Annotated in this window: 10 protein-coding genes and 2 pseudogenes; 7 read left to right on the top strand and 5 right to left on the bottom strand. The window is 51.2% G+C overall.

Going from position 1 to position 17,517, the window contains the following annotated elements; genetic code table 11:
• The first annotated feature begins 180 nt into the window (after positions 1–180).
• On the top strand, positions 181–1,812 hold the full coding sequence (locus GW590_RS05095; RefSeq protein WP_169401928.1) for a sensor histidine kinase: 1,632 nt from the start codon (positions 181–183) through the stop codon (positions 1,810–1,812).
• On the top strand, positions 1,809–2,528 hold the full coding sequence (dcuR, locus tag GW590_RS05090; RefSeq protein WP_169401927.1) for a two-component system response regulator DcuR: 720 nt from the start codon (positions 1,809–1,811) through the stop codon (positions 2,526–2,528). Before GW590_RS05095 ends, dcuR begins: the two co-directional genes overlap by 4 nt.
• Before the next feature lie 43 nt (positions 2,529–2,571).
• On the opposite strand, the gene GW590_RS05085 is transcribed toward dcuR, so the two are convergent.
• Positions 2,572–3,549 (bottom strand): FAD:protein FMN transferase, encoded by a 978-nt coding sequence (locus GW590_RS05085; RefSeq protein WP_169401926.1) that lies wholly within the window; start codon positions 3,547–3,549, stop codon positions 2,572–2,574.
• A gap of 69 nt (positions 3,550–3,618) precedes the next feature.
• Positions 3,619–6,396, bottom strand: coding sequence for a flavocytochrome c (locus GW590_RS05080; protein ID WP_169401925.1), 2,778 nt, complete (start codon positions 6,394–6,396; stop codon positions 3,619–3,621).
• 725 nt (positions 6,397–7,121) lie between these two features.
• Here GW590_RS05080 and GW590_RS05075 point away from each other — a divergent pair.
• Complete coding sequence (locus GW590_RS05075) at positions 7,122–8,633, top strand: anion permease (RefSeq protein WP_328803043.1); 1,512 nt, start codon at positions 7,122–7,124, stop codon at positions 8,631–8,633.
• A 165-nt stretch (positions 8,634–8,798) separates the two neighbouring features.
• Entirely contained in the window at positions 8,799–10,445 is a 1,647-nt protein-coding gene (gene fumA / locus GW590_RS05070) for a class I fumarate hydratase FumA (RefSeq protein WP_169401924.1), read from the top strand.
• 240 nt (positions 10,446–10,685) lie between these two features.
• Here fumA and GW590_RS05065 read toward each other — a convergent pair whose 3' ends face one another.
• On the bottom strand, positions 10,686–11,630 hold the full coding sequence (locus GW590_RS05065; protein WP_169401923.1) for an AEC family transporter: 945 nt from the start codon (positions 11,628–11,630) through the stop codon (positions 10,686–10,688).
• Positions 11,631–12,110: 480 nt separating this feature from the next.
• On the opposite strand from GW590_RS05065, the gene GW590_RS05060 reads away from it, so the two are divergent.
• Complete coding sequence (locus tag GW590_RS05060; RefSeq protein ID WP_169401922.1) at positions 12,111–13,796, top strand: NAD-dependent malic enzyme; 1,686 nt, start codon at positions 12,111–12,113, stop codon at positions 13,794–13,796.
• A gap of 119 nt (positions 13,797–13,915) precedes the next feature.
• On the opposite strand, the gene panB is transcribed toward GW590_RS05060, so the two are convergent.
• Positions 13,916–14,722, bottom strand: a complete 807-nt coding sequence (gene panB / locus GW590_RS05055) for a 3-methyl-2-oxobutanoate hydroxymethyltransferase (protein ID WP_169401921.1) — start codon at positions 14,720–14,722, stop codon at positions 13,916–13,918.
• 10 nt (positions 14,723–14,732) lie between these two features.
• Positions 14,733–15,347, bottom strand: coding sequence for a LysE family translocator (locus GW590_RS05050; protein WP_169401920.1), 615 nt, complete (start codon positions 15,345–15,347; stop codon positions 14,733–14,735).
• Positions 15,348–15,488: 141 nt separating this feature from the next.
• Between GW590_RS05050 and GW590_RS05045 the strand changes: the two are divergent.
• Positions 15,489–15,707 (top strand): annotated as a pseudogene (locus GW590_RS05045) (Lrp/AsnC family transcriptional regulator); the annotation flags it as partial.
• 72 nt (positions 15,708–15,779) lie between these two features.
• A pseudogene (locus GW590_RS05040) lies at positions 15,780–17,387 on the top strand (ISL3 family transposase).
• The last annotated feature ends 130 nt before the right edge of the window (positions 17,388–17,517 follow it).

Raw genomic sequence — 17,517 nt, 5'->3', positions numbered from 1 at the left:
TTTTCCGCCCAAAATGGCGGCACAGCGGGCCATAAAGATCGCGCACGCCAACAGTGGTTAATTAACCGGCTTTCGTCGGCAAAATAAGTGCCGACACCGACAAAAGAGCCACGCCGGGGTAGACGTCCCGCTGACAAACATAGACCATTAGCACTATATAATGAGCTATTCGGGGCTCCAATGAGCGACTCGCAGCAAAATCACCCCGTGCGTAAGCACCCACTACGACTCAGTACCTCAGTAATACTGATGATCAGCGCCGTTATCATCTCGGTGTTACTGGTTGTGCACATTCTCTATTTCGTCCAAGTCAGCAATGTCACCCGCGACGGCGTTAAAGACAAAGCGCTGGCGGTGGCCAGAACGCTGGCCGACTCCCCCGAAATCAAACTCGCCCTGGCTGGCAAGCCGGAAAATAGCGTTATTCAGTCCATCGCCCAGGCGGTGCAAAAAAGAAATAATTTGCTGTTTGTGGTGGTGACCAATATGGACGGCATTCGTTTTTCGCATCCCAATGAGGATGTGATTAACCACCATTTTATTGGCGACGATATTAATCCGACCTTGCTCGGTAAAGAGAATGTGTCGATCAACCATGGCGTGCTGGTCGAAGCGTTACGGGTTTTTACACCGATATTTGACAATCAGCATCGGCAAATCGGCGTGGTGGCCATCGGTATTTCCCTGAGCAAAGTGGCTGAACAGGTCAATCAGAGCCGCTGGAGCATTCTATGGACGGTATTATTTGGCACGCTGGTTGGCGCGCTGGGCACCTATTGTCTGGTAAGAATGCTAAAACGTATTCTCTTTGGTCTCGAACCTTACGAAATCTCCACGCTGTTTGAACAGCGTCAGGCCATGTTGCAGTCAATAAAAGAGGGGGTGATCGCCGTCGATGAGAGCGCCCAACTTACGCTGGTCAATCAGGCGGCGTCGCAGATTTTTCAGGAAATGGGTACCGCGCTGACCAGTCGCACTGACGATATCGGCACATCACAACCGCTGATTGCCAATCTGCGCGAGGTATTACGCAGCGGCGTGCCACAGCGCGACGTAGAGATTAATTTCAAGGGGCGGGTATTACTGAGTAACAGCGTGCCGGTACGCAGCAACGGCGTCATTATTGGCGCTATCTGTACCTTCAGGGACAAAACCGAAGTCAGCCAGTTGATGCAGCGCCTGAGCGGCATGGTAAACTACGCTGATTCGCTACGCGAACGCTCCCATGAGTTTATGAACAAGCTGCATGTTATCCTTGGCCTGTTGCATCTCAAGAGCTATGCGCAGCTTGAAGATTACATTATGAAAACCGCCAATAACTATCAGGCAGAAATTGGCTCTTTGCTGCTGCGCATCCAGTCGCCGGTGATTGCCGGTTTTATATTAAGTAAAATCAATCGCGCCTCGGATACCCGCCACCGACTGACTCTAAGCGAAGACAGCCAGTTACCGGATAACAGCAATGAAAATCAGGTAGCGGCACTGATTACGGTATTGGGTAACCTGATTGAAAATGCCCTGGATGCCCTCGAGCAACAACCTGATGGTGAAGTCAGCGTGTTACTGCACTATCAGAATGGCTGGCTGGCCTGCGTAGTCAGCGATGATGGTCCCGGTATTCACCCCGATTACCTGGAGGCTATTTTTGAAAAAGGCTTTTCGTCAAAAGGCGAAGAACGCGGCGTAGGGTTATTCCTGGCAAAACAACAATTAGAGAGCCTTGGCGGCAGCATAATCGTCGAGTCCGAACCCGACGTCTACACGCAATTTTTTGTACAACTTCCCTGGGATGCTGAGAGGATAACCCCATGACCAATGTCCTGATAGTCGATGATGATGCCATGGTTGCCGAGCTGAATCGCTGCTATGTCGGCCAGATAGCCGGGTTTACCTGCTGTGGCACCGCCTCGACCCTGCAGCAGGCAAAAGAGATGATTTTCAATAGCCCACAGGCAATCGATCTGATTTTGCTGGACGTCTATATGCAGCAGGATAATGGCCTGGATCTGCTGCCGGAACTGCGTAATGCCAAACGGCCGATTGATGTGATTGTGATTTCATCGGCAGCCGACGCCGTGACCATCCAGAAATCGCTGCACTATGGCGTGGTGGATTATCTGATCAAACCTTTTCAGTTCTCGCGCTTTGAAGAAGCGTTGACCGGCTGGCAGCAGAAAAAGACGCTGATGGAAAATCAGCAATATTATGAACAATCGGATGTTGACCGTCTGATCCATGGCGAGAGTCCGGCGGTGGCCGAGCAGACAAAACTGCCAAAAGGATTGACGCCGCAGACGCTGCGTACCCTCTGTCAGTGGATTGATGCCCATCCCGCCAGCGAGTTCTCAACGGACGAGCTGGCGAATGCGGTCAATATCTCGCGGGTGTCCTGCCGAAAATATCTGATCTGGCTGGCGCAATGCCATATTCTGGTGACCAGCATTCATTATGGTGTCACCGGTCGACCGGTCTATCGCTACCGTCCGCAGCCAGAATACTATTCATTGCTCAAGCAATATTGCCAGTAACCGCTCCCTCACCCGAGGTGCAGGTCGCAGCCTGCCCTCGTCGTTACTTCAGCCGATAGCGGTCATCCAGCAACTCAAAGGCAAACTGCCGCTGTGAAGAGCAGATCACCTGCCGATCGCGGGTAACAAAAATCGCTTCGATCTGCGGGACGTTAGCCAGATGGGCCAGCCCCTGTTCTACCCCCATGCCATACAGCAAGGTCGTGTAGATATCGCCGTCGATGGAGTCATCGCAAATCACAGTGACGCTATGCAGTTCGTTATCCAGCGGATAACCGGTGCGGGGATCGAGGATATGGTGGTAACAACGGCCCTGGTGTTGAAAGTAACGTTCATAGACGCCGGAGGTCACCACCGACTTATTGACCACGTGGATCACGCCAATCAGCGCATCGGCAGCGGCAAAGGGGGTTTTCAGGCCGATGGCCCAGCCCGACGGTGTGGCATTTTCCTGGTTAGTGTGCGAGGCACCCAGCGTTTGCACATTGCCACCAAGATTGATCAGCGCCTGTTCAACGCCCTCTTGCCGCAGAAAATCTCTCACCACATCAGCGATATAGCCTTTAGCGATCGCCCCCAGATCAATTTCCATTCCGGCTTGTTGCAAAAACACCGACTGCGCCTGCTCATCGAGGATCACCTGCCGGGGATCGGTCAGGGACAGTAACGCCTGCAAGTCACTGGCCGGCGGCACACTATTGCCGCTAAACCCAATTTTCCAGCGTTTGACCAGCGGACCGATAGTAAAGTTAAAAGCACTGTCAGGCAGCAGACTGACCGCTTTTGCACGTTGGATCAGGGTAAATACCGGCTGACTGACCGCCACCGCATGGCTGCCCGCCGCCAGATTGATGGCCATAATGTCGGAATGGGGTCGATTGACGGTGAGGATATTTTCTTGTTGCTTGATTAAGCGAAAAACGCGAGAAGCCAGACTTTCGTTATGTGCAAACAGTTTGAGCAGAATGGGCGAACCCATCAGTACCGCGGAATAAGCATAAACACGATCGTCTGGCAGCATGGGGAACACCTAACACAGCGAGGACATTGCCGCCCGCGCCAGAGTTAGCTGGCACAGGCGGGATTAATGTTAGCGCAAGGCGTAAGAGGCCGCGCTACGTCCAGCCAGAATACCGAAGATGATAATATCCGCAACCGCATTACCGCCGATGCGGTTACCGCCGTGGATCCCGCCGACCACTTCACCGGCCGCATAGGCCCCTTTGATCACCTGTTGCTGACCATCGAGCACGGAGGTTTCGGTGTTAATGGTGACGCCGCCCATGGTGTGGTGCACCCCTGGGGCAATACGAATGGCGTAGAACGGCCCTTCGTGGATTGGCTGACGTAACGCAGTTTTACGGCCAAACTCTTCATCGTTTTGTTTTTCAACAGCAACGTTGAAGCTTTCCAGCGTGGCCAGCAAGGCATGATGATCCATGTCCAGCTTGGCGGCCAGTTCGCGCGGTGACGGAGCACTGATCACAAAGCCACGGGCAATATATTCATCGGCCGCTTTGTTTTTCGTCCGCACCTGTTCGTCGAACACCACGTAGGCAAATTTTTCCGGCAGCGCGATAATCTGTGCTGAAACTTTGTCGCGTGTTTCCATTTCATTAAAGAAGCGTTTGCCCGCCTGGCTGACCAGGATAGCACCGCCGCCGCGAATGGATTCGGAGATCAGATAAGAAGTACCCTGTTCAACCGTTGGGTGGATCTGGATCTCGCCCATATCAACGGTGCCGGCACCAATTTTTTGCAAAATGGCGATGCCGCCACCGGTCGCGCCCTGGTGGTTAGTGGTGACAAACCCTTCCAGATCGGGACGGTAATTGACGACCATTTCGCTATTGGCGCTAAAACCGCCGGTCGCTACGATCACGCTTTTCGCCAGCACGGTCAGCGCTTCATTCTCATCATTAAGCAATTCAACGCCGCTTACCGCACCGTTTTCATAACGGATCTCGGTTACTGAAGTATCAAGCATGACATCGATATTGCGTTTGTTGAGATTCTTCACCAGGCCGCTGATTAAAAAGCCGCCGACGGCGCTGCAGTCTGCCGGACGGTGGGTACGGTCGATGCTCATCCCGCCGGTGATGGTGATATCGCTCAGCTCAATGCCGTGATCTGCCAGCCATTCCACCGCCTGCGGGGCAGTTTCGACAAAGGTTTTCAGCAACACGGTGTTGTTCTTGAATTGGCCGCCTTTCAGGCTTTCCTGGTAGAACAACTCTTTGCTGTCGCTAATGCCTTTCAGTTTCTGGTAGCGGGTTTCGGCGGCATTCATACCTACCGAGGCTTTGATGGTGTTGCCACCAATGGTCGACATTTTCTCGACAATCAGCACGCGAGCACCTTCGTCGCAGGCCTGGATGGCGGCTGCCAGTCCGGCACCGCCGCTGCCCACCACGACAACGTCATAGCTTTGTGGCGCAGACAAGTTGCCGCCTTCTTCCAGCAGTTGCGCTTTACAGGATTTAGCCAGCGCTTTGGAGACGGCTTTTTTCAGCGCCTCACTCTGGGTAGTGGCACCGGTAACCGCATCAACATGCGGGCTGTTGGCATCAAGGATACGTGAGCGAATGATTTCAAAGCTGGTGGTGAACTCAACATCCAGATCGCTATCATCGGCCAGGGTAATATCGGCAATGCGGTCGGTTTCCAGACTGACGTTAATCGCTACCTGGCAGCTATCATCCTGAACTTTTTCCTGGAAAACCCCGGCTTTGAATTTCTTCGAGGTCATGCTCATATCGCGGATCATCGCGTCAACCAGCGAGAAACGCCATAAAGGTTCTGGAATATTCAGCGCTTCACGCTTGCTGCTGTCGATAAACAGCTCGAGTTTCTGGCCGTTACTGATGCGTTCGGCCCAGTCAGGATAGGCGATACAGGCTTTACCCACGGCAACCATATCGTAGCCGTGTTCCATTGCCAGCTCGGCATCTTCTTTATTGACGATACCGCCCACGCCCATAACCGGAATACTGGCCAGCGTTTCTGAGCGCATAGCCACATAACGGTCAATCAGTGGCGTAGGATCGGTGGTATCGACAATGGACGGACGCAGGGTATAGCCGACAGAGAAGTGCAGGTAGTCCAGACCGCGCGCGGCAAGTCTTTCCAGCAGATACATGGTATCGGCAAAGCGGATCCCCGGAACTTCCAGCTCTTCTGGCGAGAAGCGATAACCGATAATGAATGAAGGATCGGCATATTCGTTGGCCATGCGATGGGTGATTTCCAGCACGGCCAGGGGGAATTTGGCGCGATTTTCGCGGCTGCCGCCCCACTCATCGTCACGCTGGTTGGAGTTAGGTGAAAAGAATTGCTGGATCAGATAGGTATTGGCACCGTGGATTTCCACGCCATCAAATCCGGCCTGGATCGCACGACGAACGCCTTCACCAAATTTATTGATCATGCCTTCCACTTCAGCCGTGGATAAGGCCACCGGGGTTGCGGCACCATCACGGGGAGCCGCCAGGGCACTCGGGGCTACCGGCGACTGACCGCCGATCAGCTTAGGTTCGCTCATACGGCCGCCATGATAAATCTGCAGCACCGCTTTCGAACCTACGGATTTAATGGCTTCGGCAATTTTTGCCAGGCCGGAAATTTTGAGATCGTTATCAATACCAATAGCGCCAGGGAATGCCAGACCTTGATCGTCAACAAAACAGCATTCCACAATCACAGTGCCGATGCTGCCGGCACGCGCACGATAATACTCCACCAGTTCGTTGGTGACGGTACCGTCGTAAAAACCGGTGCAGGTGGTCATAGGTGCCATCAGCAGACGGTTTTTAAGCACCGCGCCTCGTGGCAGGGTAAAAGGACTCAACATCCGATTATTGGTATTCATAATAATTAACTCCAACTATAAGCGATTAGATTCTGCGAATTCTTTCGGTATCGGATTATTATTTATTAATTCTATTTCGTGACCGAACTCATACCTTTAATATAAATATAATTTTAATTTCAAAACCGCTTACATTAGTTAATTAACTATTTAACCATTACCTGCTTGATTACTTTATTAAATATTTGTTAATACTCAAATTAAACGATCACATAGTTTTAAATTAATATCTCCTTTCCCTTTAACTCAATCCTAAAGGTTACATTTGCCGACAGATGCCTGTCAGCAGCCCCATGTGCCAAGGGTTGTTTAGCCGCAGGGTAAACCGCTGCACAGGAGACCGAACGCCCTGAGTTGTCTTTTTCCCTGTCTCTTTAGATTTTTCACGCAAAAATCCCCCCTCGGTCGAGCAATTGCAGGCAAAAAAATGCGGCAATAAAAACAAAAAACCAACTTCCTTTTTTTACAACTTTAAAAGTTTAAATATCACCGTATTTTTGTTGATCGAGATCAACAGTAATAAATATAGAAAACGCATTATATTAACATTTATTGCTTCTTATGGGCCATTTCACCGGCCAACCATAAATAACAATAACGGCGCAAGCCGATGTGGTACTTAAATAACTAAAAAAAGTAAGAAATAGCAGAATAAAAAACCAGAACCGGCATGATCTTACCTATGCATCATTAAAAGAATTCTCAACTACTCGTAGACAAAAAAAATGAAAGAACTTACAAAAACGACGGTTACAAAGCCGGAAAGCAAACCTGCAGGAGGCAAAAAAAATCGCCTGCTGTTTATGTTGCTGCCCGTGCTGGTTGCAGTGTTGTTGTTACTCGTTCCGGTCCCACACGGATTACAACCCTTTGCCTGGCATTTCTTTGCCATCTTTGTGGGTGTGATCGTCGGCTTGATTTTTGAGCCACTGCCAGGTGCCGTTATCGGCCTGACAGGCGTGGTGGTTATCGCCCTGGGTGGCAAGTGGTTGCTGTTTAGCCCGGAACAACTTGCCGACCCTAAATTCAAACTCGCTGGTCAAGCCTTTAAATGGGCAGTAAGCGGCTTTGGCAACTCAACGGTCTGGCTGATCTTTGGCGCATTCATGTTTGCGGCCGGCTACGATAAGACCCAGTTTGGACGCCGTCTGGCGCTGATCCTGGTAAAATATCTTGGCCGTCGCAGCCTGACTCTGGGCTATGCGATCACCTTTGCCGATCTGTTGCTGGCACCTTTTACCCCCTCCAATACAGCCCGCAGCGGCGGCACAATCTACCCGATTATTGCCAACCTGCCACCGCTGTATGGCTCCAAGCCAAATGACCCAAGTTCGCGCAAAATTGGTTCCTACCTGATGTGGGTCGCCATTACCGCCGCTTGTATCACCAGTTCAATGTTCCTGTCTGCTCTGGCACCTAACCTGCTGGCGCTGGCGCTGGTGAAAAGCATTGTCGGCATCAACATCTCCTGGGGCACCTGGTTTATTGCGTTCCTGCCGCTGGGCGTACTGCTGATCCTGGCCATGCCGTTACTGGCCTACTGGCTCTATCCGCCAGAAGTTAAAATCAATGATGAAGTGCCTCGTTGGGCGAGCGCGGAATTGGTAAAACTCGGCAAACTGACTCGCAATGAAATTCTGTTGTTGGTATTTGTCTGTTCAGCCCTGTTGATGTGGATTTTTGCCGCCGACTGGATTGAACCGGCACTGGCTGCCTTACTGGTCGTCACCCTGATGCTGTGGACCGGCGTTCTTAACTGGAACGATATCACCAGCAACAAACCGGCCTGGAATACCTTTGTCTGGTTTGCCACCCTGGTCGCCCTGGCCGATGGTTTGTCCAGCACCGGCTTTATTAGCTGGCTGGGTAAAGAAGGCGGTGCGCTGATGACCGGTATTTCACCGAGCGTCGCCACTATCGTGCTATTGCTGGCGTTTTATTTGTTGCACTATCTGTTTGCCAGCACAACAGCACACACCACCGCATTGTTACCTGCTATGCTGACCATTGCCTCGACGATCCCTGGTATTAATATGCAGGTATTCTGCCTGCTGATGGTAACGTCACTGGGTATTATGGGTATCATTACACCTTACGGTACTGGGCCAAGCCCGATTTACTACGGCAGCGGCTACTTGCCAACCGCCGATTACTGGCGCCTGGGTACCATTTTTGGTGCCATCTTCCTGGTTGCTCTGTTGGTGATTGGTTATCCGTGGATGACAATGATGTTCTGATAACCAGCCAGGCTGCGTGATTGGCCTGGGCCTGGTAGTAAAACTCCCCCGTTGCCTGCCCGCTCCACCGGGTTGGCAACGGGCAGAACGAACAAGATGTCGCCAATGGTTTTTCCCGAAAGTCCCCGGACGGATGGCGGCAATAACGGACTAAGTGAGAAAAAAATGTCGAATAAACCTTTCCATTATCAAAATCCCTTCCCGCTTACCAAAGACGAAACCGAATACTATCTGTTAACCCGTGACCATGTATCAGTCAGCGAGTTTGACGGTGAAGAAATCCTCAAAGTTGCCCCGGAAGCCCTGACCCTGCTGGCACAACAGGCGTTTCACGATGCCTCGTTTATGCTGCGCCCTGCCCACCAGCAACAAGTGGCCTCTATTCTTGATGATCCACAGGCGAGCGAAAACGACAAATATGTCGCGTTACAGTTTCTGAGAAACTCGGAAATCGCCGTTAAAGGCATATTGCCGACCTGCCAGGATACCGGCACCGCGATTATCATGGGCAAAAAAGGCCAGCGCGTGTGGACCGGCGGTGGTGATGAAGCCCACCTGTCACAGGGCGTGTATAACACCTTTATTGAAGATAACCTGCGCTACTCGCAAAACGCCGCGCTGGATATGTATAAAGAAGTGAATACCGGCACCAACCTGCCTGCGCAGATTGACCTCTACACCGTAGATGGCGATGAATATAAATTCCTCTGCGTGGCCAAAGGCGGCGGTTCAGCCAATAAAACTTACCTCTATCAGGAAACCAAGGCGCTGCTGAGCCCGGGTAAACTGAAAAACTATCTGGTAGAGAAAATGCGCACGCTGGGTACCGCAGCCTGCCCGCCGTACCATATTGCTTTTGTTATCGGTGGTACTTCCGCTGAAAGCACGCTGAAAACCGTCAAACTGGCATCTACCCATTACTATGACGGCCTGCCAACCGAAGGTAACGAACACGGTCAGGCTTTCCGCGATGTGCAACTGGAACAGGAACTGCTGATTGAAGCGCAGAACCTGGGACTGGGCGCGCAGTTTGGTGGCAAATACTTTGCTCACGATATCCGCGTAGTCCGTCTGCCACGCCACGGCGCATCTTGCCCGGTAGGTATGGGTGTTTCCTGCTCCGCCGACCGCAATATCAAGGCTAAAATCAACCGTGACGGTATCTGGATTGAAAAACTGGAAGATAACCCAGGCCAGTATATTCCAGAAGCGTTGCGTAAGCAGGACGAAAACAATGTGGTGCAGGTTGATCTTAACCGCCCAATGAGCGAGATCCTGGCGCAGCTGGCCGAGTATCCGGTATCGACCCGTCTTTCTCTAAGCGGCACCATTATTGTGGCCCGCGATATTGCCCATATGAAGCTGAAAGAGCGTATCGACAACGGTGAAGGTCTGCCACAGTACGTTAAAGATCACCCGATTTATTACGCCGGTCCGGCCAAAACCCCAACGGGTTACGCTTCCGGTTCGCTCGGCCCGACCACCGCAGGACGTATGGATTCCTACGTTGATCTGCTGCAAGCCAACGGCGGCAGCATGATTATGCTGGCCAAGGGCAACCGCAGCAAACAGGTGACCGAAGCCTGTCACAAACATGGCGGTTTCTACCTCGGCAGCATTGGTGGCCCGGCAGCGGTACTGGCTCAGCAGAGCATCAAACATCTGGAATGTGTGGAATACCCGGAACTGGGTATGGAAGCTATCTGGAAAATCGAAGTTGAGAACTTCCCGGCGTTTATCCTGGTGGATAACAAAGGCAACGACTTCTTTGAGCAGATCCAAAACAAACAGTGTGCGAACTGCCTGAAGTAACAGGGTTTCGCTAAGCTAAAGGCCTGCCAGTGATGGCAGGCCTGAGTTTGATGACAAAGTCGTCTTGATGATCGAGATACCCGGGCATAGCACACCTAGTGGCGCTCCGGCGGGCAAGCCCGCTACGACCCCAACGGTGCACTCTCCCTAATAACGGACTTTGTCAGCAGTCTGAGGCCTGCCAGTGATGGCAGGCCTTTTTTATTGGCTGACTATTCCGATCCCCCCTCCTTGAGCGGGCTACGACATCATATAAATCATCACGCCCTCAGTCACAATGCCCACCGCCGTACCCAGCAAAATAGAAGAAGAAGCCGACTCGACATAGGTATCACTGCGCACGGCAAACATGCCGGCGGCAATCGCCGAAGGGGTGGCACCAATAATCACCACCTGCTGCATCAGAGTATGACTTAACCCAAAGGCCAGTCCAGCGGCGGCCATCATTGCCGGTTGGATCAAATTCTTCATACCGATATTGGTAAAGGTATGCAGATTCAGCGTAGGACGTTCACCAAAGAACAGTAATCCCAGAGCAAACAAGGAGATGCCGCCCGCAGTTTTGCCCATCATCTCTATGGATGAAGTCAGCAGTTCAGGAATTTTAAAGCCCGTCAGGCTCATAATCACGCCAAGTATCGGGATCCAGACAATGGGATTGCGCACTGCTTTCAGCAGATTTTGCAGGATCATGCTTAGCAGACTGCCTTCCTGTGCCAGGGCATTGTTTTTATCGCCCATGCGGATCAACACAATGGTCAACGGGATCATCAGTACGCTGGTGATCAGATTACCAATCAACACGCCGAGAAAACCTTCCGGCCCTATCAATACTGCCAGCACCGGCGCGCCAAAGTAGGCCATATCAGGAAACGCACAAACCAGCGACTGAATGGCACTGGTTTTGATATCGTGGCGAAACATAAAGCGGGAGATGCACAGTGTCAGCAGATAAGAGCCCATCAGCCCGATCACCAACACCGCCATAAACGACAGATTCTGTATTTTAGAGGGGTCGGTGTGCAAAGCACCGACAAATAAATGCAAAGGTAACGCAAAACGAATAACCACGGTGGCCAATACCGTTGCATCCTCGCGTTTCATATAGCCGACTTTACCGCTTAGCCAGCCCAATACCATCACAAAGACCAAAGGGAATAAAGAAGATAAAAGTAATATTGGCATGGAGTGACCTTTTTTATATTTAATAAGATGGGCAATGTTTATATCGATTAACTATCTTATTAAATGTGATAATCATCACAGCCATTTAAATCGAGATAATGACAATAATTAATTAAGTAAATAAATAAAACAAAATATAATAATTACAACAACTTACAGTAAAACACAGATATTGCGTGACGGTTCGTATAATTCTTTAGATAACCTGAAAAATTCAATAACAAAATGAAGGATGCGATCACAGAGTAAGTATATAAAGACTTAAGTAATTTAAGTAAGCAGTAACTGACGCCGTCACGTGCTATAAAAAATACAAATAAGAATATTGTTAATAAACATTGATCGCTATGGACCAATGTGAGGATTATCCTCATACCAAAATAAGAAGTCTTCTTTACGGCGACAAGTCCTGAGGCTGGACAATCGCCTTGGGAATTAACTGCAATATATTTGCAGTCCAAATTTATTGAGGTTTGACTGATGTTGAAAAAACGTCCACTTTATACACACTACACTGGTTCATTGTTACTGGAAAACCCGCTGCTTAACAAAGGCTCAGCCTTTAGCCGCGAAGAGCGTCTGGCCCTGAATCTGACTGGTCTGTTACCTAATCAGGTCGAGACCATCAGTGAACAAACTGACCGCGCTTACTCACAGTTTTCCGATTTTAAACGCGATATCTCCAAGCATATTTATTTGCGTAATATCCAGGACACCAACGAAACGTTGTTCTATAACCTGGTTAATTCCCATCTCGAAGAAATGCTGCCGATTATTTATACTCCTACCGTTGGTGAAGCTTGCGAACACTTTTCGGATATTTATCGCCGGGCACGCGGGTTGTTTATCTCCTACCCCGACCGCGAACATATTGATGAGATGCTGCAAAACTTCTCCAAGAATGATATCCGCGTCATTGTAGTTACTGACGGTGAACGCATTCTCGGACTGGGCGATCAGGGCATTGGCGGTATGGGGATCCCTATCGGCAAGCTCTCGTTGTATACCTCCTGCGGCGGGATTAATCCGGCCAATACCCTGCCTATTATGCTCGATGTCGGTACCAACAACGCCCAGCGCCTGGCGGATCCTTTGTATATGGGCTGGCGTCATCCACGTATTACCGACGGGGAATATAACGACTTTATCCACCTGTTTATGCAGGCGATTAAAGCCCGTTGGCCGGAAGTGTTATTGCAGTTTGAGGATTTTGCACAAACCAATGCCATGCCACTGCTGGAACGTTATCGCGATGAGCTGTGCTGTTTTAACGATGATATTCAGGGCACCGCCGCCGTGACTCTCGGCTGCCTGATCGCCGCCAGCCACGCGACGGGTACGCCGCTTCGTGAACAACGAGTGACTTTCCTTGGCGCGGGCTCTGCCGGTTGCGGTATTGCCGAAAAAATCATTGCGCAGATGATTGCCGAAGGGGCGAGTGAAGAACAGGCGCGCGGCCAGGTATTTATGGTCGATCGCTTTGGTTTGCTGACCGATGATATGCCTAACCTGCTCGATTTTCAGCGCAAGCTGGTGACGCCACGAGAAAATATCAACCACTGGGCCGTGGATAAACAAAATATCTCCCTGCTCGACGTCGTGCGCAACTCCAAGCCGACCATTCTGATTGGTGTTTCCGGTCAACCAGGATTGTTTACCGAAGAAATTATTCGCGAGATGCATCACCACTGCCATCACCCGATCATTATGCCGCTGTCCAACCCGACTTCCCGCGCCGAAGCCCGTCCGCAGGATGTTATTGCCTGGACCGAAGGTGCAGCACTGATGGCCACCGGCAGCCCCTTTGCTCCGGTGCACTATCAGGATCGTACCTATGAGATCCCACAGTGTAATAACGCCTATATCTTCCCGGGACTGGGTCTGGGTATTCTGGCCGCCAAGGCACGACGTGTGACCGACGGCATGTTGCTGGCCGCCAGTCAGGCGCTGGCCGGGCTTTCACCGCTGGCCACCACCGGTAAAGGTTCGCTGTTACCGCCGTTGGCCGATATTCAGCAGGTGTCAAAAGTGATCGCCGCCGAAGTCGCTCGCGTTGCCCAGCTTGAAGGTGTTGCTCCCAAAGTTTCTGCCGAGACGCTAAATACCCGACTTGCCGCAGAATTCTGGCAGGCCAATTATCTACCTTATAAGCACTCTTCGTTTTAATCGCTACGTCAGGATCGCTTAGCCGTTACTGAGGTAGCGGCAAGTTTGATCTTGGCAATCGCCATCTATGCGCATAGCCGATCTGCTATGCGCTTTCAGCTCAACACCGCCAGCATCAGTTATGCCTGTTCTGCGTAACTGTGTTCCTTTGCCGGAAATGAACCCTCTTTCACGGCTGCCACATAACTGCGCAGCGCGGCCTGGATACTCTGCTGACCATCCATAAAGTTGCGGACAAACTTCGGAGCCCGTCCAGTCAGGCTAAGGCCGAGCATATCGTGCAATACCAGAACTTGCCCATCGGTATCGGCACCCGCACCAATGCCAATTACCGGCACGGACACCGCCTCACTGATCGCTTTCCCCAGAGAAGCTGGCACCGCCTCCACCAGGATCATGGCAGCCCCCGCTTGCGTCAGTTTGATCGCCGCATCGATAAGTTCCTGCGCCTGTTCTTTTCCGCGGCCCTGCACTCTGAAGCCACCTAATACATTAACCGACTGCGGCGTCAGGCCAATATGGCCACAGACGGGCACACCGTTGCGCGTCAACTGGTGAACAGTTTCACAAAGCCACTCCCCCCCCTCAAGTTTGACCATCTGTGCTCCGGCCTGCATCAGGCGACCTGAACTGGATAACGCCTGCTCCGCGGAGGAATAGGTCATAAATGGCAAGTCGGCGATAATAAAGCTGGTGGCATTGCCACGCTTGACACTGGCCGTGTGGTACACCAGATCATCCAGGGTTACAGGCAGCGTACTGTCATGCCCTTGCAGGATCATACCCAGGGTATCCCCGATCAACAGCATATCCACGCCAGCTGTGCTGGCTTCATAAGCAAAGGTCGCGTCATAACAGGTCAACATGGCAATTTTTTCGCCGGCTTGTTTCATTTTTCGCAAATGCGTCAGGGTGATATTAGTCATTTTTATTTTCTCAAAACAAACGTTCAATAAATAACAGCAGCGCAATAACCATCATCAGAACACCGGAAATCTGGCTGACCCGCAACGCTGCTCGTGGACGAGTTTTTAATACCAAACTGGCGCCATATCCCACCAGCAGATAGACCACGGCGCAACTGCCAACATGTATCAAACCCAGCATGGCCATTTGTAGCGGAAGCGGCCAGGCCCCCTGCGGATCGGTAAACTGCGGCAAGAGGGCCATAAACAACAGAAAAACTTTTGGGTTAAGGCCGCTGATACACAGACCTTTTAGCGCCCACCGAGCACTTGAGCGCGTCTCCCCACCCTGCCAGGCCACAGGCAGAGAAGGCTGACGAAGCAGGCCAATTCCCAGCCACAGCAGGTAAGCCGCACCAGCCAGAGTTAGTGCGCTCATCACCGAGGGTACGTTGGCAATAAAAGAACCTACTCCCGCGGCGACAATAAGGGTGGCAATCAGATGACCGCACAATAATCCGGCCACCGCCGGAGCCACCATACGACCATTGATCCCGGCTGAGATGGCATAAGCCCAGTCTGCTCCCGGTGTAATAACAAACAGAACAGAAACACCCCAGAAAGCGGCAAACAGACTTAACGCCATAGAGCTCACATCTCCACGTAGTAATATCGGCATTGATGGTAGTTTCGCCTCAAGCCATTTGTGGAAAGAATATCTTTATATAGTTAGAATGTGCTGCCAATATTTGCTGTAACAATCGACAAAAAGGGGAGTTAATTGCTAATGGACAGGATTGACCGCAAGATCCTTGCTGAGCTACAAGCTGATGGCCGACTTTCCGTTACCGAGCTGGCCGAAAGGGTTGGTCTGAGCCTGTCTCCCTGCCATCGCCGGGTAAAGAGCCTTGAAGAGAGCGGAATAATTCGCGGTTACAGAGCTCATCTTGACCCAGTCAGTCTGGGATATAACTTTTCCGCAATCGTATTTGTGGGTCTTCCGCAACTTGGGTGGAAGAAAATAAATGAAACTTATTAGTTAACAAGGATCTAAGTTGTTTTAAGTTAGGGACAACAAATGACTTCACTTCAGGCTCTGTTACAGTTGCCGCGCGGATGGCAGGTCGTCCAACAAATCACTAGCCCACTCGGGGTGAGTATCAATCTCCGGGCTACCCGGAAATCAGCCAATTGCCCTGAATGCCTGAAGCGCAGTAGTTCCGTACATAGTTGCCGACGGCGGCGTATACAGCATCTTCCGTGCTCAGGACAAACGCTTTATCTAACCTTTGCTGTCCGCCATTGGTACTGCCGTAACCCGGCGTGCTCGCGTAAAATCTTCACTGAATCTCTGGTCCCTTTCGCTGGTTCTAGGCAGCAATCCTCAGAGGCTCTGCAGAATTTACAGCATCAACTGGGGTTAATCGCCGGTGGCGAGGCCGGGAAGCGGGCCGCAACAGCCACCGGTATCCAAACCAGCGCTGATACTCTGTTGCGCAGAGTGGTTCAGGCGTCTGAACCAGTACAAGCTGTAACCCCGCATGTAGGGATCGATGAGTGGGCATGGCATCGTGGTCATCGATATGGCACGTTGATCGTCAATCTTGATACTCATCGCCCTCTGGTACTTCTTCCAGGACGCGAACAACGTGCTTTGGCGACCTGGTTCAGAAAATATCCGGAAATACAGGTTGTCTCACGCGATCGCGGTGGCATCTATGCGATGGCCGCACGTGATGGTGCTCCGCAGGCCAGGCAGGTCGCCGATCGTTGGCACCTCCTGAAGAATATTGGTGACGCATTGGAACGGATGATGTACCGGCATATGCCGCTGATACGGCTGGTTGCCACTGAACTGTCGCCCAAAAAGAATGATCCTGAAGTTCAATCAGCAACCTCACCAGTACTTCTCCTTCCGGAACGGATCAAGCAGCAAAGACGTGAAAAGCGGCATGAACGTTGGGTGGAAGTGAGCTCACTCCATAAAAATGGGTGAGGGATCAGGGAAATATCTCGTATCACCGGGTTATCGCGGGTGACTGTTCGCCGATGGATACAGTCGGTTACGTTCCCTGAGATGTCAACTAGGCCACCGAAGGCGAGCCTTCTTGACTCATGGCGCGTCTGGTTGGAACAACAACGGGAAAATGGTAACCATAATGCCAGCCAGATATGGCGGGAAATGGTGACTATGGGCTTCACTGGCAGTGAAACAACGGTCAGAGATGCCATTACCAAATGGCGGAAGGGGGTTACAGATCCGATCATTGCTTCAATCCGTCTTCCCTCAGCCTCAAGGGTAAGCCGCTGGTTGATGCCCTGGAGAATAATCAGAGGGGAAGAAAACTACGCATCACGGTTCATCGGGTTGATGTGCGAAAAAGAGCCTCAGCTGAAAATGGCACAGCAGCTGGCACTCGACTTTTACAGAATGCTGAAAACGAAAAATAAAACACTGTTAAACCCGTGGTTCATCAACGTAAGCGAAAGCGGACTTATTGATCTGCAACGGGTTGCTGCAGGAATGGAATCTGATGCAGCAGCAATAGTTGAAGCTATCTGTTCCAGGTGGAGTAACGGAGTTGTTGAGGGGCATGTAAACCGACTGAAGATGTTGAAACGCCAAATGTATGGTCGTGCCGGGTTCGAGTTGCTGAGACGGCGAGTAATGAGTCCTCTTGCATGATCAGATCCACCCAAGTTGCGGAAGACCCACTTTTGCACCGTTGGTGATAATTCAATCATATTTTGCAACCAGTCTTTTAAAGACTCTGGAATACCCGTAGATGTCTGACCACTTTCGTTGTCAGACATCT

The sequence above is a fragment of the Rouxiella aceris genome (assembly GCF_012933545.1).
In the GTDB taxonomy this organism is placed as follows: Bacteria; Pseudomonadota; Gammaproteobacteria; order Enterobacterales; family Enterobacteriaceae; genus Rouxiella; species Rouxiella aceris.
This window is presented reverse-complemented; position numbering and strand designations above follow the sequence as displayed.

What these genes read in the sequence shown, in the direction of transcription:
- GW590_RS05065 (WP_169401923.1), bottom strand. Translation starts at nt 11,630, where the DNA reads ATGCCAATATTACTTTTATCTTCTTTATTCCCTTTGGTCTTTGTGATG.
- fumA (WP_169401924.1), top strand. Translation starts at nt 8,799, where the DNA reads ATGTCGAATAAACCTTTCCATTATCAAAATCCCTTCCCGCTTACCAAA.
- GW590_RS05075 (WP_328803043.1), top strand. Translation starts at nt 7,122, where the DNA reads ATGAAAGAACTTACAAAAACGACGGTTACAAAGCCGGAAAGCAAACCT.
- GW590_RS05050 (WP_169401920.1), bottom strand. Translation starts at nt 15,347, where the DNA reads ATGGCGTTAAGTCTGTTTGCCGCTTTCTGGGGTGTTTCTGTTCTGTTT.
- GW590_RS05080 (WP_169401925.1), bottom strand. Translation starts at nt 6,396, where the DNA reads ATGAATACCAATAATCGGATGTTGAGTCCTTTTACCCTGCCACGAGGC.
- GW590_RS05060 (WP_169401922.1), top strand. Translation starts at nt 12,111, where the DNA reads ATGTTGAAAAAACGTCCACTTTATACACACTACACTGGTTCATTGTTA.
- panB (WP_169401921.1), bottom strand. Translation starts at nt 14,722, where the DNA reads ATGACTAATATCACCCTGACGCATTTGCGAAAAATGAAACAAGCCGGC.
- GW590_RS05085 (WP_169401926.1), bottom strand. Translation starts at nt 3,549, where the DNA reads ATGCTGCCAGACGATCGTGTTTATGCTTATTCCGCGGTACTGATGGGT.
- GW590_RS05095 (WP_169401928.1), top strand. Translation starts at nt 181, where the DNA reads ATGAGCGACTCGCAGCAAAATCACCCCGTGCGTAAGCACCCACTACGA.
- dcuR (WP_169401927.1), top strand. Translation starts at nt 1,809, where the DNA reads ATGACCAATGTCCTGATAGTCGATGATGATGCCATGGTTGCCGAGCTG.